A 21,139-nucleotide genomic window follows, 5' to 3' on the forward strand; every position below is an offset into this window, starting at 1 on the left:
CTCTCCTCAAGCCGCCGAAATCAACGCGCCCTGGCGGATGGCGGCATCGCCGCGCTCCGCGTGCGCGATCTCGCCGCTGTTGACCTTGTCGAGATAAGCCTTGAACCAGGCGATCGCCGACTTCTCGATGAACTCGTGCGCATATTGGTCGACCGGCTCGATGCCGGCCTTGACCAGGTCGGCCTTCGGGCAGCCGCCGATCTTGGCCACGAACACCGCGTGGCAGTCGTTGATGGCGCGGATGATGGTTTCGAGGCTGTCTTCCTCACCGTAGCCGCCCTGGCAGTAGAGATCGACGCGGCGGTGGCCGACGAATTTCGCGCCTGCCGTGGAGAGTTCGTAGACCTGGAACTCCTTGGCATGGCCAAAGTGCTCGTTGATCAGGCCGGAGCCTTTGGTCGCGACCGCGGCCAGCACCTTGATGTCGCTGGAATTGCCTGCGAGCTCGGCAAGCTCCTCCTGCTTGGCGGCGACCTTGGCGACGCGCTCCTCCTCGACCTTGGCCTGATAGGCCTTGCGGGTGTCGGCGTCGTACTTCACCTCCATCGCCATGATCTTCTCGGTGGTGAACTCGGCACTGCGGTCCTCGCCGAGCAGGCCGACCGCGTCGGCGCGGCACTGCCGGCAATGCCGCATCATGTTCATCTCGCCTTCGCAGGAATCCTGCAGCGCTTTCAGCTCCTGCGCGCTCGGACCGCGCTGGCCGTTCAGGCCGAACACGGTGCCGTGCTCCGGCGCGGAGATCAGCGGCATGATGTTGTGCAGGAAGGCGCCGCGCGACTTCACGGCCCTGTTGACCTCGACCAGGTGCTGGTCATTGATGCCGGGAATCATCACCGAGTTGATCTTGCAGAGGATGCCGCGCTCGGTGAGCATCTCCAGACCCTGGAGCTGGCGATCGGTCAGGATCTTGGCGGCCTCGTAACCCGTGTAGCGCTTGTGCTTGTAGAAGATCCAGGGATAGATCTGCGCCCCGATCTCGGGGTCGACCATGTTGATGGTAATGGTGACGTGGTCGACGTTGTACTTCGCGATGGTGTCGACGTGATCGGGCAGCATGAGGCCGTTGGTCGACAGGCACAGCTTGATGTCAGGCGCCGTGTTGTAGATCAGCTCGAAGGTCTTGAAGGTCTTTTCGGGGTTGGCCAGCGGATCGCCGGGGCCGGCGATGCCAAGCACGGTCATTTGCGGAATGGTGGAAGCGACCGCGAGCACCTTCTTGGCGGCCTGTTCCGGCGTCAGCTTCTCGCTGACCACGCCGGGGCGCGATTCATTGGCGCAGTCGTATTTGCGATTGCAGTAGTTGCACTGGATGTTGCAGGCGGGCGCCACCGCGACATGCATGCGCGCGTAGTGATGATGCGCTTCCTCGCTGTAGCAGGGATGGTTCTTCACCTTCTCCCAGATCTCGGTCGGCAGGTCGCCCTGCCCGGCCTGCGATCCGCAGCTCGCCTTGCCGCTGCCGCCGGTGGTGCCGCAGCCCTTGTGCTCGGCGATGCTTTGCATGATCTCGCCGATCTCGGCGCCATTGCCGTTATTCAAATCGTATTGCGCTGAAGCATCCATCGTTCAGTTCTCCTTGCAGGCCGAACAGATCCGGTTTTCGAGAAGCGTCCTAAGAGTCGTTCTAGAAAGGTATTAGCAACCTGCATGCCATCGTCGCGCTCGGCGACTTTCATGGCTGACTTCAAGGAGTTAGCGCGCGCGTCGGGAAATGTCGGATTGGCAACGCGTGTTGGAAAGATGACAGATGCGACGTCATCGACCGCGAGCCTCGATGTGCAGCCGAAGCCGCGCCGCGCGAAGCTGGTTCGCGCAGCGGGATCAGACCGAATATGCAATGACAATCAGCCCGCCAATACGATCTCGATCGCGCGCGAAAGCGGGATCGCGAGCGGGGTCAGGCCCTGGCTGACCAGGAAGCGCAGCTCGTTCTTCGACAGCGCATCCGGCTCGACCACGGCATAGTGGCTCTCAGCCGAGCGCTTCGACACCTGCCGGGCATAGGTGCGCAGCAGCTGGTCGTTGAAGCGGCAACCGAGGAACAGGAAGCTGCGGCCGGTGCGGCGCGCCTTCACCTCGTCCGGAATCGGCGTCTGGATGTCGATCTCCGTCAGCACCTCGACATAGTCCGCGTCGGAGATCAGGAAGTTCTTCGCCGGCGCCACGCCGCCATGGGGCTTGTAGAGAATTGTGGTCCAGCCCTTGGCTTCCGCGCGATCGACTTCCTTCCCGGCGGCATCGTAGAAGCGATACCAGCGATCTTCACCGATGCCGGCCCGGGTGATGCCCTGGATCTCGCCCCAATCGCCACGCCCTGCGAACGCGCTGCGCATCGCACCGTCGTACCAGCTATCGACAATCAGCGGCAGCGGCAACGTCGCAAGATGGCGCTGCAGCGCCGTCGGCGTCACCGGCGTCGCAAAAGCCTCCGCCATCAGTGCGGTCACGGTGGCCCGATGACGTGTGCTTTCGATGTGCTGCGCCGACGCCCAGGCATTGCCTCTGGCACGTCGCGGCAGCGCGACCTTGGTGCCGAAGAAGGCCGCCAGCGCTTCCGGATTCATCGGCACCGCGGGCGCCGCAAGCTCCGCGACGGCCGGCCCGAGATAGGGAATGACCTCGCCTGCGCGCATGCGCGCGACGACACCGCCGAGGATGGCCTCGGCATCGGCCGGATTGGCGAAGTCGATCTGCGGAACCGGCGCGTTCATCACTCGTCTCCCTCTCCGCCACGCTTCTTGGCATTGATCGTGATCGGCAAGTTGGTATCGGCGGCCATCTGCGGCAAATCGAGCACCCAACCATTGGCGATCTTGATCCAGCCGCCCCACAGCGTCTCGTGCTCGGATTCGACGATCGGCTCCTCGAGATCCTTCTTCGGCACGTAGATCGACAGGCCGGTCTCGGGCGAGCGGCGAATCATGACTTTCATGAGCTGAGCTCCTCGGTAAGAGAGGTGTCGCTCGCGCGCTCTTGCCACGAAGGAGACAATGCTCTCAGTTTCGAAAGGATGTCCGGCAGAACCTGCAGGACGCGGTCGATATCGTCGGGCGCGGTCTCGCGCGACAACGAGAAGCGGATCGCGCCGCGCAGTACGCGCGGCGGAACGTTCATCGCGCGCAGCACGTGCGACGGCTCCATCGAGCCGGACGCACAGGCCGAGCCGAGCGAAGCGGCAATGCCGACGCGGTTCAAATGATGGATGATCGCCTCACCCTCGAGATGCTCGAAGGCGATGTTCGACGTGTTCGGCAGCCGGCTTTTCAGATCGCCCAGCACCATGCAGTGGCCGAGCCGAAGAATGCCCTGCTCCATCCGGTCACGCAGCGCGGCCACTTGCGTCCGCTCCTGCTCGAGGTGCGCAGCCGCAAGCGCTGCCGCCTTGCCGAGACCGACGATGCCGGGAACGTTCTCCGTGCCGGCGCGGCGACGACGTTCCTGCGGCCCGCCCAGGATCAGCGGCTTGAATGGCGTTCCCTTGCGAAGATAGAGCGCGCCGATCCCCTTGGGCCCGTGCAGCTTGTGGCCGGACAACGACAGCATGTCGATCTCGGTCGACTTCAGATCGACCGGAATCCGGCCCACGGCCTGCACCGCGTCGGTGTGAAACAGCGCGCCGGCCGAATGGGCCATCTTGGCCAGGAATTCGACGGGGAAGATCGTGCCGGTCTCGTTGTTCGCCCACATCACGGATGCAATGGCGGTACGGGGACCGAGCGCGCGCCGATAGGCCTCGATGTCCAATCGGCCGCGCGTATCGACGGGAATGAGATGGCTCTTGACGCCGCGGCGGCCCAACTCGTCGACCAACGACAGCACAGCGGGATGCTCCACCGCCGTGGTGACGATCTCGTCGCGCCCCTCCTGCACGGCCAGGGCCGAGAGGATCGCGGTGTTGTCGGCTTCGGTCCCGCCCGAAGTGAATACGATCTCATGGTCGAAGGCGGCGCCGATCAGCGCCTGAACTCCGCGCCGCGCTTCCCTCACCGCCCCTGCGACGTCGCTGCCGAAGGCATGCACCGAGGACGCGTTGCCGAACTGCTCGGAGAAGAACGGCAGCATCGCCGCGACGACGGAGGGATCCGTGCGGGTCGTCGCGTTATTGTCGAGGTAGATCGGCCGCACGGCATCCCTCTCTCAGTGACGAGGCCTGTTCAGTGACGAGGCTTGGCCGCTCCAGCAACTGGGATCAGGCGGACGAACTCACCGAGCCGTTCGATCAGCCGGGCCTGGATACCCTCCAACGTCGCGCTGGCGAGCTTGCAGAACACGCAGGCCCCGGTGAGCTTAACCATGATCTTGTTGCCGTCGATCTCGATCAGCTCGCAATCACCCCCGTCGCGCTTGAGATTGGGGCGAACCTCATCGAGCACGGCGCGGACGATGCGCTCGCGATCCGAGGGTTCGGTCGCCGGCGGCTGCTTCAAATGTTCGGATTCGACGAGCATTTCGTATTCTCTTTCTTGCGGGTCGGATAAGGGGACGGCTTAGCTGAACGACTTGCCGCAGGAGCAGCTCGACTTCGCGTTGGGATTGTCGAAGGTGAAGCCGGACCCCTCCAGCGCAACGACGAAGTCGATCGTGGTGCCGTTGAGATGCTCGTGGCTCTTGTTGTCGACGAACACCTTCACGCCGCCGCGTTCGATCACGGTGTCGTCAGGCTTGGCTTCCTCGGCGAGGCCCATCATGTATTTGAACCCGGCGCAGCCGCCGGTCTCGACCATGATCCGGAGCCCGCTCGCCGGCTCCGCCGCCGAGGAGATCGCGGTCTTCACCGCATTCACCGCGCTGTCCGTCAGATTGATCATCGCTCGCCCTCGCTGTCTGGGTCTGTTGCAATGAGGGATCGCAAGTCCCGTGCCAGAGCACATCCGCCTGAAACCGCAGCGTTTTCATCACCTTTCGTCTGTTGCCTTTGCGACGCGTGTCGGGTTTGCGACACGGAGCCTTGGCAGCGCCGCAACAAACGGAATGGCAACGCGATACCGGACGGAGCCGATCCGCTGAACAAGACCGGCCGAATTTGCCCAGCCTTCGAACTTTCGGTGTCACTGATGAAGGGCGGCAAACTCCTTGCATAAGGGCCGTTGAGATTCCGCGCCCGACCGAGATCCGCGCGGCAGATGAACCAAGGAGGTATTCATGACGTCGATCGACAACACCGCTCTCGGCCGCCTGGACAAGGAAGGGCGGCTGCTCAACGCGGTGCTGAAAGGCGACACGACGAAGCCCGGCCGTTTCGGCTTTCGCGGCGATATTGCGCTGAAGTTCCAGGCTCAGGTCGCCGACGAGAAGCGGCCGCCCGACTATTCGATCGAGCAGGTGCTGACGGTCGCGCAAGAGGGTGAAGAGACCATCCCGGTGCTCGCGGGCTATCTGCATTCCTTCGCCTATCTCGCCGACGTCGCCAAGGTGATGAACGGCGCGCTCAGCCCGAAGGGCAGCTACTTCATGTTCTGCAACAACATCGACCTGCTGGCCAAATACCGCACCAGGATCGGCGATATCGAGTTCCGGATCTTGCCGTGCGACGAATCCACGGTGTGGAAGGAAATGATGGACCTCGCCGGCGTCGACAAGAACGACATCAAGAAGCTCGACACCGCCGGCAAGCTCGACTACCTGCTCGACGCCGCCAGGGATCTCGACGGTTCCTATGCCGAGATCTCCTTTGAAGACGGCGTGGCAAAGATGGAACCGGTGAAGAACCGCAACGAAAACCGCCCGGTCTGACGCAGCGGCGTCAGGCTTCCTCTTCGCAGACCGTTTCGTCGTCCTCGACCAGCGTCACGCCGGTGACGCAGATATCGCCGTCGAGGACGGCCAGCGCGATCGGCGTCAGGCTGTCGCCCTTGCACGGTCCATCGACGCAATGGCCGGTGCCGAGCTCGAACGTCGCGCCATGCTTGCCGCACATCAGCCTGGTGCCGTTGCCGTCCAGGAACTGGTGGCGCTCCCAGTCCAGGTTCACGCCGTCGTGCGGGCACCGGTTGAGATAGCCGAATACCTGCTTGCCCCAGCGCACGATCACGATCGGCCACGGCCGCGCGCCGCCGTCCTCGCCGACGATCATGAGCTGGAAGCCGATCGCCCGCTGGCTCGGAATGTCATTGAAGGCGCAGATCGCATAAGCGGTATTCTGGTCCATGCTGTCCTCCTGTGCGGTCAAGTGCCCGGGCGGCATTGCAAGATTCGCGCTAGATGCGCGGCGGCGACCTCGTCATGTCGTCTGTCCGGAATCCGACATGCGCGTCGTGCTTGCTGTAAGGCGCGTCAGCCGAAGCCGCATCCGGGCACCCGCCGTGCGCCGTTTCCGCCGCGTCCGGTGGTCTTGATGCGGTCTCAATGTGCTGGCGCGGCGTGGCACGGAAATTGATGTTGCTCACTCAGGCCCGTTGGCATGGAGAAGCACATGAACGTCGCGTCGGAATTTTCCGCCTGCTCAGAAGACGAGATCAAGGCGCTGCTCGATGGCGGCACGCTGACCGTCTATTCGGTCGCGCGCCCGATCACCGCCGATCGCCCGGTCGATCGCAGCGGCGTATTGGCCATCTTCAAATTCGCAAGCCCGGCCTTTGGCGCCGACGTCAGCTTCGTAGCCAATCCCGTGCCTGCGGGCACCGTCGGCACACCAGGCTTTGCCCGCGCCTGCAAGGCGGACGGCACTGTGGTTGCGGATTTCTCCGCCGGCCCCGGCCCGCGCGAGATCAAGTTCGCCGAAGTGTCCTGCTCGCAAGGCGCGCCCGTGAGGATCACCGCCTTCAAGTTCAACGCCGAAGGTGGCTGGCCGGAGCGGCCCGACTATTACGACGCTCATCCCCGCCCCGGCTTCGCGATGCCGATGGTCCCGTGATGGCTGCCACAACAGACGAAAGCGAGACAGCAATCCGTGTCCTGTCCGATGGCGACAGGTTCGAGTTGCGGGCGAGTGGCGACCGATCGGCCTTCGTTCTGCGATCGAAGGCCGACTTCTTCGTCGCTCATCTCCTGGGTGAGGACGCATCGCGCTTCGAGACGGAGTTTCGCGCGACAAAGCAGCAGCATCCCGCCTGGAGCCCCGGCCAGGCCCTGGCGCGGCTCTGGGATGACGGCGGTTACATGTGGTTCGCGGCGCAGGAGGCCGAGTAACAATGGCGATATTGGTCAAGATCACACAGGACGGCCGCAAGCTCGAAATCGTCGGGCTCGCGATCACGCTTGGCGGCAAGCTCGAGGCGAATGAGCTGATCGAGGTGAAGGATCACCCCTATCGCCGTGCGATCCGGGCGGCCGCCCCCGAAGCGACGCACATGGCCGGGCGCGTGCCCCTGACGCGCGAGGAAGCCGACGTCGTTCTCGCCGCGTTCAAGCAGGCCGAAGCAGACATGCTCGCCAATCCCGTCGCCATCCACGAGCGATTCCGCGTTGCCGCAATGATGAAGGCACGCGAGCAGGGCATCGAATAGAACGGATGACGTGGTTCGCCACGCATCAATTGATCAGGTGCCTGCGCCGGCGATAGCTGCCTGCCTCGCCGACCTCGAACATGGCCCCGATCCCGGGATGCCTGACCGGCTCGCCGGAATCGTCGGGCTCGAGGTCAGTTTCGGCGATACTCGCCACATAGGGAACTTCGTCGTCCTCGGCAAACAGCCGGTAGACCAGACCACTGGCAGTCCCGTTCGTAACCGGCTCGCCATCCGTGCCGGCGAACGACGTGTCGACGTCGAAGATGACCCCGCGCATCGCATAGAGCCGATGGCGGATCACCTGGCCGATATTGTACCTGGCAAACTGGGTCTTACTCATCACACGTCCGCCGTTACCGCTCAGGCGGCCGCGGGAGCGTGGGTCTGGCAGTTGGTCGGGCAGACCCGCGCGCAGGCGCCGCAACCGATGCAGGCGCCGTCGTCGTTCATCACCATGACTTTCTTCTCGACCTCGTCATCATCGTCATCGAGGTCGATCATCTCGCCGTCCTCGTTGATCCCCTTCAGCGTCATGACCTCGCGACCGCAGACCTTGTAGCAGCGGCCGCAGCCGATGCATTTCTTGGGATCGATCGAAACCAGATAATCCGGCCTCCAATCGCGGCCGTCGCGGGTTGCATAGGACATGATCGGGATCCAGTCAGGCCTTTTCCAGCATCTTGAGGTCCTCGCGCTTGCGCTCGAGCTCGGAAAAGGCGTCGTGGGCCTTCTGGGCCACGCTCAGGATCGAGGTCCAGTTGATCGGCAGCTCCTCCGAGAGATCGTGGAGGTCCATCTTGGCCTGCGTCGCCTTGGCCGACAGCTTCTTGATCTCGGCCTTCAGGGTTTCAAGATCGCTCATGCTCAACCTCAGTAGTTCGCAACGTCTGGGAATTTGCGGATCATTTCGACGGCGCCGGCGACGTATTTGTCGCCCTCGGCCGCGAGCTTGCCGAGATTGTCGAAGCCGAACCGGTGCACGTCGCGCAACTGCTTGTTGACGACGATCAACCGTCCGCCGATCAGGACCATGCGGCCGAAGCCTTCGTGATGCATCTTCAGCATCGGCGAGATCATGACTCCCGTCGCCTTCTCGACCGAAAGCGCGACCGCATTGAAGAACAGCTCCATGCGCCAGATCGTATCGGGATCGGGATCGCCGACGATCGGCAGCGCGCGCCGCTTCTCCTTGTCGAGAATGTAGGGCTCGAGCAGGTCGAGATCCTTCTTGCCCTCCCAGGCGCCATGGGTGTCCTGGGCGCGCCAGATCTTGACGAGCTCCTTGACGAACGGCGCGTCGGCCGCGGCGTCGGGTTGAACGAGTTCTGCGGCCTCAGGCATGATGGTTGTCCTCAGTCTTCGAGATCAAAGCTGCGTTCCTGGTCCTTCGCCAGCACCTTGCGCAACCAGGGCGGCGGTGCCCCCTTCAGCACGTCCTCCAGCTTGACGCAGAGGTCGTCGATCGCTTCAGGCTGCGCCACCTTCATCGGGTGGATGTTGTTGGCGACGACCCGTGCCGCGCCCGAGCCGCCGATCGCCGCGACATAGAGGATCGTGCAATCCTTGATCGCCTCGATCTTCGGCGCCAGCTTGTCCTCGTTGCCGTCCTCCTTGAGGTCGCCATCGAACTGGATGGCCTCGACGAAATGGTGTCCCTCGGGGCTGACGTCGTAGATGGCGATGTTCTTGGCCCAGCCGAAATGCGCGTCGACGCGCTTCAGGTCCTGGGTCGCAAAGGCGACTTTCATCGATCTGGTCCCTCTCCTTCGTTCAGTGCAGTTGCGGCGGAACGACCTGAAGGCCGGTCTCGGTGTTCCGCCAGGTCTCGGGCGTCGGCTGATGGTTGTCCTCGCGGTCGGCGATGACGAGATTGGCGAGATCGAACACCAGATCGCGGGTGCCACGATAGCCGACCGACATCAGATGCCCGGCGCCGAGGCGGTCGAACATCGGGAAACCCGCGCGATAGAACGGGATTTTCAAGCGCGAGGCCGCCTGGCGGCCATGCGAATGGGTGATGAGCAGATCGCAGTCGCGCGTCTTGGCGAGCTCCTCGAGATCCTCGAGATCGCCAATCAGGACCTCGTTCGTCCTGACACGCTCCAGCACGGGCGACGCCGTGGTGGTCACCGCAACCGAGACCTCGGCGCCCATCTCGTGCAGCATGCTCGACAGGTCGAACAGCAGGTCCGGCTCGGCACCGATCGCCAGCTTGCGGCCGCCGATGTGGAAATGCGTGTCCAGCATCGCGTCCGCAAGCTGGCCGCGCTGCCGGCGATATTTCGGCGGCACAGGCCGGCCGCTGATCTCACTCAGGAAGGCGATGAACTCGTCATTGGGGATCAGCCCGCAGAGCCGCTCGAACAGCCGGAACGGCACGCCGGCCCTCTCCTGCATGGCTTCCGCCGCACGCTTCATCTGCGCGCCGATCGCGATCGTCCAGCCCGCCTGCCCCATGGTGGCGATCTCGTCGACCCCGATGCCGCCGATCGTGGTCGGCGTGAACTCGTCCGGGATATGACCATCGAGGGAGCCAGCGAGATCCGGCAGGAAGGACGGGCGAAGCCCGAAATCCTCGATGATCGTGCGCAGCTCGTCGAGATCGCCGGGCGTGAGGTGGCAGCCCGGCAGGACATTGACGCGCGCGGGATCGCGAGGCGCCGAAGCGTCGACCGGATCGACCAGCAACTCGACCATGCGCGCGACCGTCTTCTCCCAACCGTCCTGGAACGCGTCCTTGAAATCGGGCGTGGAGACGTAGACCAGCGGGAACTTCTCGAGCTGCGGATGCTTCTGCCGGATCAGGCGAATAAACCCCTCGACGTCGTCGCCCTTGGTCTCGGTGACGCCGGTCGAGTTGATGCCGATGATCTCGGGCTTGGTGCGATTGTAGATGTTGAGGATGGCCTGCTCGACATTCTCATAGCCGCCGAGCACGGTCGCAACCTCGCTCATGGCCGTGGTCTGCATCGGCACGGCCTCCTTGAAGTGCCGCACGAACAGCGTCAGCCCGAACGAGGTGCAGCCCTGCGAGCCGTGCAGCAACGGCATCGCACCGCGCAGGCCCATGAAGGCGAAGGAGCCGCCGATCGGCTGGCTCATCTTGAGCGGATTGACCGAGCAGGCCTTTTTGGACGTGGTGACGATCGCCATGAGGAGCGCCCTACTCCGCTGCCTGCAGCACCGGCGCCGGCCGGGTCGCCAGGATGTCCTCGACCCGTCCCTTGCAGGCACCACAGCCACCCGAAGCGTTGGTATGCTCCTTCACCCCATCGACAGTGGTGAGGCCGTGCGCAGCGATGGCATCCTCGATGCTGCCGACGTCGACGGTCTTGCAGACGCAGATCTTCCTGGCGCGGCGCGCCGCCTCGGCGCGAGCCGGGTCGGCGGCGATCTCCGCGGCCTGCGCATCCATCTCCGCCATCGCCTTGGTCTGCCAGTTGACGCCGGCATCGTCCCACGGCGCTGGCTTGCGGAGCTGCGCCCACATTGGGTTGTAGAGCGCCTTCTCGATTTCCTCCATCAGCTTGACCATGCCGATGTAGCCCATATAGCCGTGACAGCGCTCCTGGTTGATGTCGAGCCAGGGCATCGCCGCCTTCAGGGCGACGAATTGCGACTTGCCGCCGGAGAGCATGATGTCGGCGCGCGCGTCCTTCAGCATCTTGTACATCTCGCGCGGTGTCATATCCTCGATCATGTGGGCGTCCTGGCCCATCAGCTCCTTGATCCGCTCCTTGTCCTCCTTGGTCGACTTCTTCACGGACGTGCCGACGATCTCCAGCCCCGCCTCCTGCAGCGCTGCGACCACCGACCAGGATTTGACGCCGCCGGTGATCAGCAGCACCTTCTTGTCCTTGAAGCGCGGCTTGAAGCGCTCGATCGCAGTCCAGGCCTTGGCTTCCTCGCGTGCGATCACCGCCTCGGTCCGCTCCATCAGTTCCGCCGGCGCACCGCGCTCGATCAGCATACGGGCAATCTCCCGCAGCGAATCGCTGGAATCCTGGATGCCGTAGAACGAGCCTTCGAAGAACGGAATGCCGTAGCGCTCCTCCATCTTGCGGGCGACATTGATCATCGCCTTGGAGCAGACCATCATCGCCGCCTTCGCCCGGTGCGAATAGGCAAGCTCACGATATTTGCCGTCGCCGGAGATGCAGGAGAGGATGCGGATGCCGAGCTCGTCGAGCAGCGGCTTGATCTGCCAGAACTCGCCCGAGAGATTGTATTCCCCGATGATGTTGATGTCGTAAGGCGTGGTGTAGTCGGGCTCCTCGGTACCGATCACGTGCTCGAGCAGCGCTTCGCCGGCGAGCTTGTTGCCGAGGTTCTTCGGGCCGACGAAGCCCGGGGAATTGACGGGGATGACCGGCTTGCCGAATTTCGTCGCCGCGGCCTTGCAGACCGCATTGATGTCGTCGCCGATCATGGCGGGCACGCAGGTCTGGTAGACGAAGATCGCCGGCGGATCGTATTTCTCGATGACCTCCTTGATCGCCTTGTAGAGCCGCTTCTCGCCGCCGAACACGATATCGGTCTCGTTCATGTCGGTGGTGAAGCTTCGCCGCCAGAGATCGGAGCCCGACGAGGCTGACCCGCGATTGTCCCAGGAATTGCCCTCGCAGGCGATCGGACCATGGACGAGATGGGCGACGTCGGTGAACGGCTGGAGCGCGATCTTGGCGCCGTCGAAGGCGCAGCCGCCGGCAGCCCCACCTGGCTGCAGCTGCTTGGTGCAGCCCTTCTTGCGCTCGGCCTCCGTCTTGTTGGCGTTCTTGCCGCAGCCCGGCTCGTTGAAGACGTCTTGAATGGTGGCCGACAGCGAGCTCATGCGTCTCTCCTATTCCCTGACCCGCTGCGCGAGCATGATGCCCCGCAGTCTCGATCGCTCTGGCTAGACTGGTGGTCTGCCGCCGCCCCGTCGGGCGGCGGCAGCTCTCCCCGGCATCAACGGATGATGTCGAAGCTGTAGTCGGTCTTGGCCGGCACGTTGGTGTTCTTGTCGATCTCGTCGAAGATCTTGTCGAGGATCTTGACCAGAACGTTCATGCCACCCTGATAGCCCCACACCGGATAACGATGGTGATGATGGCGGTCGAACACCGGGAAGCCGATGCGGATCAGCGGCGTGCCCGTGTCGCGCTCCAGGTACTTGCCGTAGGTGTTGCCGATCAGGAAGTCGACCGGCTCGGTGAACAGCAGCGAGCGCATGTGCCAGAGATCCTTGCCGGCATAAGCGTGGCAATTCTTGCCGAACGGCGAACTCGCAAACAGCGCCTCCATCTTCTCGGCCCACGCCTTGTTGCCGTTGGTGGAGAGCACGTGGGTCGGCTCGGCGCCGAGCTCGAGCAGGAACGCCGCGAGCCCGTAGCAGAGGTCCGGATCGCCGTAGATCGCGAACTTCTTGCCGTGGATATGCGCGCTGGAGTCGGCCATGGCGTCGACCAGGCGACCGCGCTCCTGCTCCAGCGCCTTCGGGATCGCCTTGCCGGTGATCCGCGACAGCGTCATCAGGAACTCGTCAGTGGCGCTGACGCCGACCGGATGGTTGAAGGCTGCGACCTCGTGGCCGTGGTTTGCGATGAAGGGGAGCGTCTTCTCCGTGCAATATTGCTGCATGGAGATCGTCGCCCTGGCGTGGATTGCATTCGCGGCATCCTCCAGCGTGGTACCGCCGTCATACATGCGGAATTCGCCGTCGGTCGGGGTGTCGAACACGTCGCTGTTGTCGGCAAGGATCGTGTACTCGATCCCCATCAGCTCGAAAATGCGCTTCATCTCGCGGATGTTGCCGACGGTGTAGCCATCGAAGCCGCCGATGAAGTTGATCTTGTCGTTCTCCTTGCGCTCCAGCTTCGGCGCGGTGCCGGCCTTGCCGTCCCAAAAGTGGTCGAGAATGCCCTTGAGTGCATTGTCGTAGCCGGTCACATGGCTGCCGACGAAGGCGGGCGTGTGGGCGAACGGAACATCGTACTCCGCCGGAACCGAGCCCTTCTCCTTGGCGGTCTTGATGAAGGCGTTGAGGTCGTCGCCGATCACCTCCGCCATGCAGGTGGTGGAGACCGCGATCATCTTCGGCTTATACATGTTGTAGGTGTTGGCAAGCCCGTCGATCATGTTGTTCAGGCCGCCGAACACGGCTGCGTCCTCCGTCATCGACGAGGAGACGCAGGAGCTCGGCTCCTTGAAATGCCGCGACAGATGGCTGCGGTAATAGGCGACGCAGCCCTGCGAGCCGTGCACGAAGGGCAACGTGCCCTCGAAGCCGACGGCGACGAACACCGCGCCGAGCGGCTGGCAGGCCTTGGCAGGATTGACGGTCAGGGCCTCGCGGGCAAAATTCCTCTCGCGATATTCAGGCGTCTTGGCCCATTCGCGGATGCGCTCGACCTCCGCGGGATCATGCGGATTTTCGAACAGCGTCTTCTTGTTGGCCAGCATCTGCTGGTATTCCGGACCGCGGAACAGCTCGAAGTGATCGAGCACGTGTTCGGCATTCTGAGTCATCTTGGCACCTTCGTTGGATGTCGTGTTCGATCGCCTGTCTCTCGGCTCTTCCCGGGGATCGGGAAGAGCCGGACCTCGCCTCTGTTATTCGGCCGCCATCAGGCTCGGCCGCGGGGCATCCTTCCAGGGTGCCTTGGTCTTCTTCCAGATCGGGGAGTTGATGGCCATGTCCATGTCGCGCGCGAAGATCGCGAACCCGTCATAGCCGTGATAGGGACCGGAATAGTCCCAGGAGTGCATCTGCCGGAACGGCACACCCATCTTCTGGAAGACGTACTTCTCCTTGATGCCGGAGCCGACGAGGTCGGGCTGGATCTTCTCGACGAAGCGCTCGAACTCGTAACCGGTGACGTCGTCGTAGATCAGCGTGCCGTCCTTGACGTAGTGCTGGGCGGTGCGCTGGTAGTCGTCGTTATGGCCGAACTCGTAGCCGGTGCCGACGACCTCCATGCCGAGATCCTCATAGGCGCCGATCACGTGCCGGGGCCGCAGGCCGCCGACGAACAGCATCACCGTCTTGCCTTCGAGGCGCGGGCGATACTTGGCGATCACCGCATCCATCAGCGGCTGGTATTTGGCGATGACGCGCTCGGCGCCTTCCTTGATCTTGTCGTCGAAGAAGCTCGCGATCTTGCGCAGCGATTCCGCGATCTTGGAGGGGCCGAAGAAATTGTACTCGCACCAGGGAATACCGAACTTCTCCTCCATGTGACGCGAGATGTAGTTCATCGAGCGATAGCAGTGCAGTACGTTCAGCTTCGCCTTGGGCGTCGCCTCCAGCTCGGCAAGACTGCCGTCGCCGGACCATTGCGCGATCACGCGCAGCCCCATCTCCTCGAGCAGGATGCGCGAGGACCAGGCGTCGCCGCCGATGTTGTAGTCGCCGATGATCGCGACATCGTAGGGCGTGGATTCGAACGCCGGCTTCGCTTCCGGGGAGACCTTGTCGAAGATCCAGTCGCGCACGGCATCGTTGGCGATGTGGTGGCCGAGCGACTGCGAGACGCCGCGAAAGCCCTCGCAGCGCACCGGCACGATGGTCTTGCCGTCATACTCCTTCGACTTCACCTTCGAGACGGCCTCGATGTCGTCGCCGATCAGACCGATCGGGCATTCGGACTGGATGGTGATGCCGTGGTTGAGCGGGAACAGCTCCTGGATCTCGTCGATGATCTTCGCGAGCTTCTTGTCGCCTCCGAACACGATGTCCTTTTCCTGGAAATCGGAGGTGAACTGCATCGTGACGAAGGTGTCGATGCCGGTTGTGCCAATGTAGTAGTTGCGCCGCGCGGCCCAGGAATACTGGCCGCAGCCCACAGGGCCGTGGCTGATGTGGATCATGTCCTTGATCGGCCCCCACACCACGCCCTTCGAGCCGGCATAGGCGCAGCCGCGAATGGTCATCACACCGGGAATCGACTTCAGGTTCGACTTGACGCCGCAATCGGACTTGCCGGCCTCGTGCACATTGAGGTGCTTGGCGCGGCGCTTGGCGGTCTTCTCCGGATAAACCTTCAGGACCTCGTCGATCAGTTGCTTGTTGCGGGCCTTGATCTCGGCGACGCTCTCGGTGGTTGCTAGGCTCATGCGAATATCCTTCGGTTATCCTCTGTGTGAAGGGTCGGACGCCTCCTCCGAAGCGCCCGATATACGGACAAATCTCACAACCCGATCTGTCCCTGGTGTAGACACTCTGCTTTCCTTCGGCCGATGGTCCGGCGCGCCGCTCTCTCGATCTCACTCGCGCGGGGCCGACCAGCTCCCGGATAGCGAGGAGAGCAGGTCTGACGACCGCGCCTTGCGCAGAGACTTTTGCAACGGGTGTGCCAACCCTTCCCGAGCGAGAAAAGCGAAGCGATTGAAGGCAGATAGCGAAGCGACCGGCGATTGTTGCAAACCCGACATCGCATCATGTCGACATGCACCTGCGCGAGAGGCTGTCTGAAACAAAACAAACCGAGAGCGCGACCAACACACGTCGAACATGCGCCTTTGCTTACGAAAACACCGATCCTCGCCGCGGTACGGAGCTTGCTTGATGCGTCTCACCAACGCATCGAGGTTTCCATGCAATACGAACCGGAATGGCACGCGAACGACGACCAATCGACCGTATTCGTGATCGAACGCGATCAGGTGGTGCGGTCCGCGCTCCACTACATCCTGCAAGAGCGCTATCGTACCTACACTTTTGCGTCGCTCGACGACGCCCTGGCGTCGGCCATGGATGCACCGGACACGGTGCTCGTCGGAACGAGCATTCTGCAGGGCGAGAATGACGGGATCGTCGCGGCACTCGGCAGACGCTATGGCGGCGCAGCGGTCCTGGTCGTCGCCGACCGCAGCTCCGATCCGCTCGCCCGGCTCGCTCTCGAACGCGGCGCGCGCGGCATCGTCTGCAAGCCGATCTCGTTCGACGCGGTGTGCGAGGCGGTCGACCGGGCTCTGACCACCCCGATCTTTCGCAACGTGCCGTCCCGGCTCATCCGCGTGGCCTTCGGCTGACGCGGTCCTCCAAGCGTAACCTTCAGGAAGGAACCGATGCCCCAACCGCAACCGGCGCCGATCACGGACATCATCGAGAACTTTTCCCTGCTCGAGGAGTGGGACGATCGGTACCGCTACGTCATCGAGCTCGGGCGCAAGCTGCCGCCGTTTCCCGAGGTGCAGCGCACCGACGCCAACAAGGTGCAGGGCTGCGTCAGCCAGGTCTGGCTGGCAACGGCCGTCGAGCAGCGCGATGGACAGCCGTTCCTTACCTTTGCCGGCGACAGCGATGCCCACATCGTTCGCGGCCTGGTCGCGATCCTGATTGCATTATTGTCGGGACGGACGGCCTCGGAGATCGCCGGCGAAGATCCGGTCACGCTGTTCGAACAGCTCGGTCTCGGCGAGCATTTGACGCCGCAACGCTCCAACGGCTTCCGATCGATGGTGGCCCGGATGCGCGCAGACGCACACGCCACGCTGGCCAAGGCCGCTTGAGACCTTACGGGGGACGTCAGGCGGCGTCGAAGGCGGTTCCCATCCGGACCATCTCGCGGCCCCGCATGATGACGAACACCGACCGGGCCATGAACTCGACCGTGTAATAGACCTCGCCGAGGAAGCGCCAGCTCTCGCGCACGATCCCGGCGTCGCCGGGGTGCACCAGCGCCTCCCCGACATCTTTGTGCGGATACATGCCATCGTTCCTGATCAGCGCCGCCGCGCAGACCGGTTCTCCGGGCGCAAACTCGCCGGTGAAACGCCGCTCCCCGTTCCGGACCGCCTGACGCTGACGGGCGTCGCAGACGATGCGGGCGACCGGCCGCGGTTTGACCGACCGCGATTCGGCAGGCAGCGGCTTGGTCGCGATCCGGCCACTCATGAGAACAGCTCCTGCGCCCTGGTCAGGGCTTCCGCCAGCGCATCGACCTCCTCCATCGTGTTGTAGAGGGCGAACGAGGCGCGGCAGGTCGCGGTCACGCCGAAGCGATCGAGCAGCGGCATCGCGCAATGAGTGCCTGCCCGCACCGCGACGCCCGAACGGTCGATCACGGTGGCAAAGTCGTGAGCGTGGGCATTCTTCATCTCGAAGGACACCAGCGCCCCCTTCTCGGCGGCCGTGCCGATGATCCGCAACGAGTTGATTCCGCGCAGCCGTTCCTGGGCATAGGCGAGCAGGCCGCTCTCATGCTTTCGGATTCGCTCCTTGCCGATGGACTCGATGTAGTCGATCGCAGCACCCAAGCCGATCGCCTGCACGATCGGCGGCGTACCTGCCTCGAAGCGATGCGGCGGCTCGCCATAGCTGACGGAATCGCACGAGACTTCCCGGATCATCTCGCCGCCTCCGTTGAACGGCGGCATCGCGGCGAGGTGCTCGTACTTGCCGTAGAGCGCCCCGATCCCGGTCGGTCCGTACAGCTTGTGGCCGGTGATGACGTAGAAATCGCAGTCGATATCGCGTACGTCGACCTCCATGTGGACGGCGGCCTGCGAGCCGTCAACCAGCACCGGGATCCCGCGCGCATGAGCCAGGCGGACGACCTCCTTGACCGGAACGACGCTGCCCAGCACGTTCGACATCTGGGTGATCGCGACCAACCTGGTCCGCGCGGTCAGCAGCTTTTCGAATTCGTCGATCAGGAAATTGCCGTCGTCGTCAACCGGAGCCCATTTGATCACCGCGCCCTGCCGCTCGCGCAGGAAGTGCCAGGGAACGATGTTGGCGTGGTGCTCCATGATCGAGAGCACGATCTCATCGCCCTCGCCGATCCTTTCACGACCGAAGGTCTGCGCCACGAGATTGATCGCTTCGGTGGCGCCGCGCGTGAACACGATCTCCTCGCGCCGCTCCGCATTGAGGAACTTTGCGACCCTGTCGCGGGCGCCTTCATAGGCCTCCGTGGCGGCGTTGGCGAGGTAGTGCAGACCGCGATGCACGTTGGCATATTCACTGGTGTAGGCTTCGGTCAACCGCTCCAGCACCGCCAGCGGCTTCTGCGCGGAGGCTGCGTTGTCCAGGTAGACCAGCTTCTTGCCGTGGACCTGCATGGACAGGATCGGAAAGTCCTGGCGGACGCGATAGACGTCGTAACTTCCGTTGCTCACCGCCGGATGCATGGACCTAGTCCCGCCCCTTGAGCCAATCGAGCATTATCCGCGACAACGCCTCGCGCAGATCCTCGCGCACGATTGCGTCGATCACCTCGCCCACGAACGCCTGGATCAGCAGCGCTTCGGCCTCCTTCTCCGGAATGCCCCGGGCCATCAGGTAGAACTTCAGCTGGTCGTCCAGCGCACCCGTGGTCGTGCCGTGCCCGCACTGAACGTCGTCCGCGAAGATCTCCAACTCCGGCTTGCAATTGGCGACCGCCTCGTCCGATAGCAGCAGCGCGCGCGCCATCATCCTTGCGTCGGTCTGCTGCGCGCCCGGTTGCACCGTGATCTTGCCCTGGAACACCGCGCGAGCCTCGTCGTCGACCACGGCCTTGAACACCTCTCGGCTCTGAGAGCCGGCGGCGGCATGATCGACGGTCAGCGTGGTGTCGGCGTGCTGGCGGCCGGCCAGCAGGCACGCCTGGTGCACGCTGGCCGTGATCCCCTCGCCTGCAAACCTCAGAAAGAGCTGGTTGCGCACCACGGCGCCGCCGGTCGTGAAGCCGAATTCGCGATAGGTCGCCCCAGCGCCGATCTCGGCCAGCAGCGTCGCGATATGCAATGCGGCCGCGCCCTCACCGGTGACCTTGACATGGTCGAGCACGGCGCGGTCCCCGACGATCATCCGAAGCGCGGTGTTGACCTGGTACTCCGACTGATCCGGCCCCTCATGCGTCTCGACCAGCGTGACGGCGGCACCGCTCCCGAGCTCCAGCAACGACCGCGTGAACATCGCGGACGGTGTGGCGGCCGTGGTCACGAACGCCAGGTGGATCGGCCGCGCCACGACGACATCGGGATCGACCGCGATCATCACCCCATCTGCAGCGAACGCGGTGTTGAGTGCCACAGCCACGTCATCCCCGGCCATCCCGGCATCGAGCGCGCTCGGCATGCCATCGCCATCGAGTGTCTTGATTGTCGCACGGACGCTGAGGCCGGGCTCGAGATCGGCAAGATCCGACAGTTCGGGGACGAAGGCGCCATCGACGATGACCAGCCTGCGAAAATCGAGGTCCGCAAAGGCGGTCCCCGACTTTACCGCAGCCGCCTTGGCAGCGGCACTAGGCAGGGGCGCGAGCGGCTTGGCGTCGCGCACAAGGCGCCTGAGATCGGTGTATTTCCATGATTCGACGCGCGAATGCGGCAGGCCCTGTGCCACGAAGCGATCGAAGGCATCGCGGCGGAGAGCCTTCACATCGCTCCCGCCGGGCAGGCCCTTGTGCGCAGCCGCGAACAGATCGGCAAGCCCGATCTCGGCGGCGGTCTTCACGGGACGGATCTCGGCATTCATTGTCAGGCCGCCTCGCTCTGATACTGCGCGTAGCCCGTTGCTTCCAGCTCGAGCGCGAGCTCCTTGCCGCCGGTCTTGACGATGCGGCCGGCCGACAGCACGTGCACGACATCGGGCACGATGTAATCCAGCAGCCTCTGGTAATGGGTGATGACGATCATCCCCCGGTCCGCAGCGCGCAGGCGATTGACACCGTCGGCGACGATACGCAGCGCGTCGATGTCGAGACCGGAATCTGTCTCGTCCAGCACGCAGAGGCGCGGCTCCAGCAGCGCCATCTGGAGCGTCTCGTTACGCTTCTTCTCACCACCGGAGAAACCGACATTGAGTGGCCGTTTGAGCATCTCGGGATCGATGCTGAGTTGCTTGGCGAGTTCGCGTACGCGCTTGAGCACGTCGGGCGACGACAGTTCCTCCTCCCCGCGCTTCTTGCGCTGGGCGTTCAGCGCCGTGCGCAGGAACGTGAGCGTGGCGACGCCCGGAATTTCCAGCGGATACTGAAAGGCCAGGAACAGCCCCTTAGCGGCGCGCTCGTCCGGATCCATGGCGAGGAGATCCTCGCCATTGAAGAACACCTCGCCGCCGGTGATCTCATAGCCCGGCTTTCCCGACAGCACATAGGACAGGGTCGACTTGCCCGCGCCGTTGGGACCCATGATGGCATGGATCTCGCCCTTGTTCACGACGAGATCGAGGCCGTTGAGAATTTGCCGGCCGTCGATCTCGGCCTTCAACCCGCGGATGTCGAGGAGCACCGTCATCACACTTCTCCTTGCCTGTTGGGCTCGAAGGCGGTCATCCGACGCTCCCTTCAAGCGAGATCGAGATCAGCTTCTGCGCTTCCACCGCGAATTCCATCGGCAGTTGCTGCAGCACGTCCTTGACGAAGCCGTTGACGACGAGGCCGACAGCCTCTTCCTGGCTAAGGCCGCGCTGGACGCAGTAGAACAGCACGTCCTCGGAGATCTTCGACGTCGTCGCCTCGTGCTCGAACGTTGCCGAAGAGTTCTTGGCCTCGATGTACGGCACGGTGTGCGCGCCGCATTTGTCGCCGATCAGCAGGGAATCGCAGGCGGTGAAGTTGCGCGCGCCGGTCGCCTTGCGGTGCGCGGTGACGAGACCGCGATAGGTGTTCTGCGACTTGCCGGCGGCGATGCCCTTCGAGATGATGCGGCTCGACGTGTTCTTGCCGAGATGGATCATCTTGGTGCCCGAATCGACCTGCTGGAAGCCGTTCGAGATC

General features: G+C 63.7%; 27 protein-coding genes. 6 read left to right on the top strand and 21 right to left on the bottom strand.

Features of this window, described 5'->3' with window-relative positions; all coding sequences use genetic code 11:
* Positions 1-6: 6 nt before the first annotated feature.
* From nifB to VGR99_RS25735, 6 genes are all read right to left on the bottom strand, one after another.
* On the bottom strand, positions 7-1,566 hold the full coding sequence (gene nifB, locus VGR99_RS25710; RefSeq protein ID WP_326902388.1) for a nitrogenase cofactor biosynthesis protein NifB: 1,560 nt from the start codon (positions 1,564-1,566) through the stop codon (positions 7-9).
* Between the two features lie 281 nt (positions 1,567-1,847).
* A complete protein-coding gene (locus VGR99_RS25715; RefSeq protein ID WP_326902389.1) occupies positions 1,848-2,714 on the bottom strand; it encodes an SIR2 family protein in 867 nt (288 codons plus the stop codon).
* The gene (gene nifT / locus VGR99_RS25720) at positions 2,714-2,935 is read right to left on the bottom strand and encodes a putative nitrogen fixation protein NifT (protein WP_100178678.1); all 222 of its coding nucleotides are present in this window, start codon (positions 2,933-2,935) and stop codon (positions 2,714-2,716) included. The genes VGR99_RS25715 and nifT overlap by 1 nt, the downstream gene beginning before the upstream one ends.
* Positions 2,932-4,128, bottom strand: a complete 1,197-nt coding sequence (nifS, locus tag VGR99_RS25725) for a cysteine desulfurase NifS (RefSeq protein ID WP_326902391.1) — start codon at positions 4,126-4,128, stop codon at positions 2,932-2,934. The genes nifT and nifS overlap by 4 nt, the downstream gene beginning before the upstream one ends.
* Positions 4,129-4,157: 29 nt before the next feature.
* Positions 4,158-4,451, bottom strand: a complete 294-nt coding sequence (locus VGR99_RS25730; RefSeq protein ID WP_326902393.1) for a NifU family protein — start codon at positions 4,449-4,451, stop codon at positions 4,158-4,160.
* Between the two features lie 39 nt (positions 4,452-4,490).
* Entirely contained in the window at positions 4,491-4,811 is a 321-nt protein-coding gene (locus VGR99_RS25735) for an iron-sulfur cluster assembly accessory protein (RefSeq protein WP_326902394.1), read from the bottom strand.
* A gap of 334 nt (positions 4,812-5,145) precedes the next feature.
* On the opposite strand from VGR99_RS25735, the gene VGR99_RS25740 reads away from it, so the two are divergent.
* Positions 5,146-5,736 (top strand): hypothetical protein, encoded by a 591-nt coding sequence (locus VGR99_RS25740; RefSeq protein ID WP_326902395.1) that lies wholly within the window; start codon positions 5,146-5,148, stop codon positions 5,734-5,736.
* 10 nt (positions 5,737-5,746) lie between these two features.
* On the opposite strand, the gene VGR99_RS25745 is transcribed toward VGR99_RS25740, so the two are convergent.
* Positions 5,747-6,151, bottom strand: coding sequence for a Rieske (2Fe-2S) protein (locus VGR99_RS25745; protein ID WP_326902396.1), 405 nt, complete (start codon positions 6,149-6,151; stop codon positions 5,747-5,749).
* 264 nt (positions 6,152-6,415) lie between these two features.
* Here VGR99_RS25745 and VGR99_RS25750 point away from each other — a divergent pair, with 264 nt between their 5' ends.
* Genes VGR99_RS25750 through VGR99_RS25760 form a run of 3 tightly spaced genes read left to right on the top strand, consistent with a single transcriptional unit; the run spans position 6,416 to position 7,448 of the window.
* On the top strand, positions 6,416-6,856 hold the full coding sequence (locus VGR99_RS25750; RefSeq protein ID WP_326902398.1) for a hypothetical protein: 441 nt from the start codon (positions 6,416-6,418) through the stop codon (positions 6,854-6,856).
* On the top strand, positions 6,856-7,131 hold the full coding sequence (locus tag VGR99_RS25755; protein WP_326902400.1) for a hypothetical protein: 276 nt from the start codon (positions 6,856-6,858) through the stop codon (positions 7,129-7,131). Before VGR99_RS25750 ends, VGR99_RS25755 begins: the two co-directional genes overlap by 1 nt.
* A 2-nt stretch (positions 7,132-7,133) precedes the next feature.
* Positions 7,134-7,448 carry a hypothetical protein gene (locus VGR99_RS25760; protein WP_326902401.1) on the top strand — a complete coding sequence of 105 codons (315 nt, stop codon included), beginning with the start codon at positions 7,134-7,136 and terminating at the stop codon, positions 7,446-7,448.
* 25 nt (positions 7,449-7,473) lie between these two features.
* Here VGR99_RS25760 and hspQ read toward each other — a convergent pair whose 3' ends face one another.
* From hspQ to nifD, 9 genes are all read right to left on the bottom strand, one after another.
* A complete protein-coding gene (gene hspQ / locus VGR99_RS25765; protein ID WP_326902402.1) occupies positions 7,474-7,791 on the bottom strand; it encodes a heat shock protein HspQ in 318 nt (105 codons plus the stop codon).
* A gap of 20 nt (positions 7,792-7,811) precedes the next feature.
* Positions 7,812-8,099, bottom strand: coding sequence for a ferredoxin III, nif-specific (gene fdxB / locus VGR99_RS25770; RefSeq protein ID WP_326902404.1), 288 nt, complete (start codon positions 8,097-8,099; stop codon positions 7,812-7,814).
* A 13-nt stretch (positions 8,100-8,112) separates the two neighbouring features.
* Complete coding sequence (locus VGR99_RS25775; RefSeq protein WP_326902405.1) at positions 8,113-8,313, bottom strand: CCE_0567 family metalloprotein; 201 nt, start codon at positions 8,311-8,313, stop codon at positions 8,113-8,115.
* An 8-nt stretch (positions 8,314-8,321) separates the two neighbouring features.
* Positions 8,322-8,792 (bottom strand): NifX-associated nitrogen fixation protein, encoded by a 471-nt coding sequence (locus VGR99_RS25780; protein ID WP_326902406.1) that lies wholly within the window; start codon positions 8,790-8,792, stop codon positions 8,322-8,324.
* An 11-nt stretch (positions 8,793-8,803) separates the two neighbouring features.
* Positions 8,804-9,199: a nitrogen fixation protein NifX gene (nifX, locus tag VGR99_RS25785; RefSeq protein ID WP_326902408.1), complete on the bottom strand. Its 396-nt coding sequence runs from the start codon at positions 9,197-9,199 to the stop codon at positions 8,804-8,806.
* Positions 9,200-9,221: 22 nt separating this feature from the next.
* On the bottom strand, positions 9,222-10,604 hold the full coding sequence (gene nifN, locus VGR99_RS25790; protein WP_326902409.1) for a nitrogenase iron-molybdenum cofactor biosynthesis protein NifN: 1,383 nt from the start codon (positions 10,602-10,604) through the stop codon (positions 9,222-9,224).
* Between the two features lie 10 nt (positions 10,605-10,614).
* Positions 10,615-12,282 (bottom strand): nitrogenase iron-molybdenum cofactor biosynthesis protein NifE, encoded by a 1,668-nt coding sequence (nifE, locus tag VGR99_RS25795; protein ID WP_326902410.1) that lies wholly within the window; start codon positions 12,280-12,282, stop codon positions 10,615-10,617.
* A 116-nt stretch (positions 12,283-12,398) separates the two neighbouring features.
* A complete protein-coding gene (gene nifK, locus VGR99_RS25800) occupies positions 12,399-13,958 on the bottom strand; it encodes a nitrogenase molybdenum-iron protein subunit beta (RefSeq protein ID WP_326902411.1) in 1,560 nt (519 codons plus the stop codon).
* An 84-nt stretch (positions 13,959-14,042) separates the two neighbouring features.
* Positions 14,043-15,545 (bottom strand): nitrogenase molybdenum-iron protein alpha chain, encoded by a 1,503-nt coding sequence (gene nifD / locus VGR99_RS25805; RefSeq protein WP_326902412.1) that lies wholly within the window; start codon positions 15,543-15,545, stop codon positions 14,043-14,045.
* A 480-nt stretch (positions 15,546-16,025) separates the two neighbouring features.
* Between nifD and VGR99_RS25810 the strand changes: the two genes are divergently transcribed.
* Complete coding sequence (locus VGR99_RS25810) at positions 16,026-16,463, top strand: hypothetical protein (RefSeq protein WP_326902414.1); 438 nt, start codon at positions 16,026-16,028, stop codon at positions 16,461-16,463.
* 36 nt (positions 16,464-16,499) lie between these two features.
* Entirely contained in the window at positions 16,500-16,943 is a 444-nt protein-coding gene (locus tag VGR99_RS25815) for a SufE family protein (RefSeq protein WP_326902415.1), read from the top strand.
* A gap of 16 nt (positions 16,944-16,959) precedes the next feature.
* Here VGR99_RS25815 and VGR99_RS25820 read toward each other — a convergent pair whose 3' ends face one another.
* The 5 genes from VGR99_RS25820 to VGR99_RS25840 form a co-directional block, all read right to left on the bottom strand.
* Entirely contained in the window at positions 16,960-17,328 is a 369-nt protein-coding gene (locus tag VGR99_RS25820) for a nitrogen fixation protein NifZ (RefSeq protein ID WP_326902416.1), read from the bottom strand.
* Positions 17,325-18,566: a cysteine desulfurase gene (locus VGR99_RS25825; RefSeq protein WP_326902417.1), complete on the bottom strand. Its 1,242-nt coding sequence runs from the start codon at positions 18,564-18,566 to the stop codon at positions 17,325-17,327. Before VGR99_RS25825 ends, VGR99_RS25820 begins: the two co-directional genes overlap by 4 nt.
* A 4-nt stretch (positions 18,567-18,570) precedes the next feature.
* Positions 18,571-19,896 (bottom strand): Fe-S cluster assembly protein SufD, encoded by a 1,326-nt coding sequence (gene sufD / locus VGR99_RS25830; RefSeq protein WP_326902418.1) that lies wholly within the window; start codon positions 19,894-19,896, stop codon positions 18,571-18,573.
* Between the two features lie 2 nt (positions 19,897-19,898).
* On the bottom strand, positions 19,899-20,657 hold the full coding sequence (gene sufC, locus VGR99_RS25835) for a Fe-S cluster assembly ATPase SufC (RefSeq protein WP_326902419.1): 759 nt from the start codon (positions 20,655-20,657) through the stop codon (positions 19,899-19,901).
* A 34-nt stretch (positions 20,658-20,691) separates the two neighbouring features.
* A partial coding sequence (locus VGR99_RS25840; RefSeq protein WP_326900337.1) for a SufD family Fe-S cluster assembly protein occupies positions 20,692-21,139 on the bottom strand: 448 nt, incomplete at its 5' end.

The organism is Bradyrhizobium sp. (genome assembly GCF_035935975.1).
Lineage (GTDB): Bacteria > Pseudomonadota > Alphaproteobacteria > Rhizobiales > Xanthobacteraceae > Bradyrhizobium.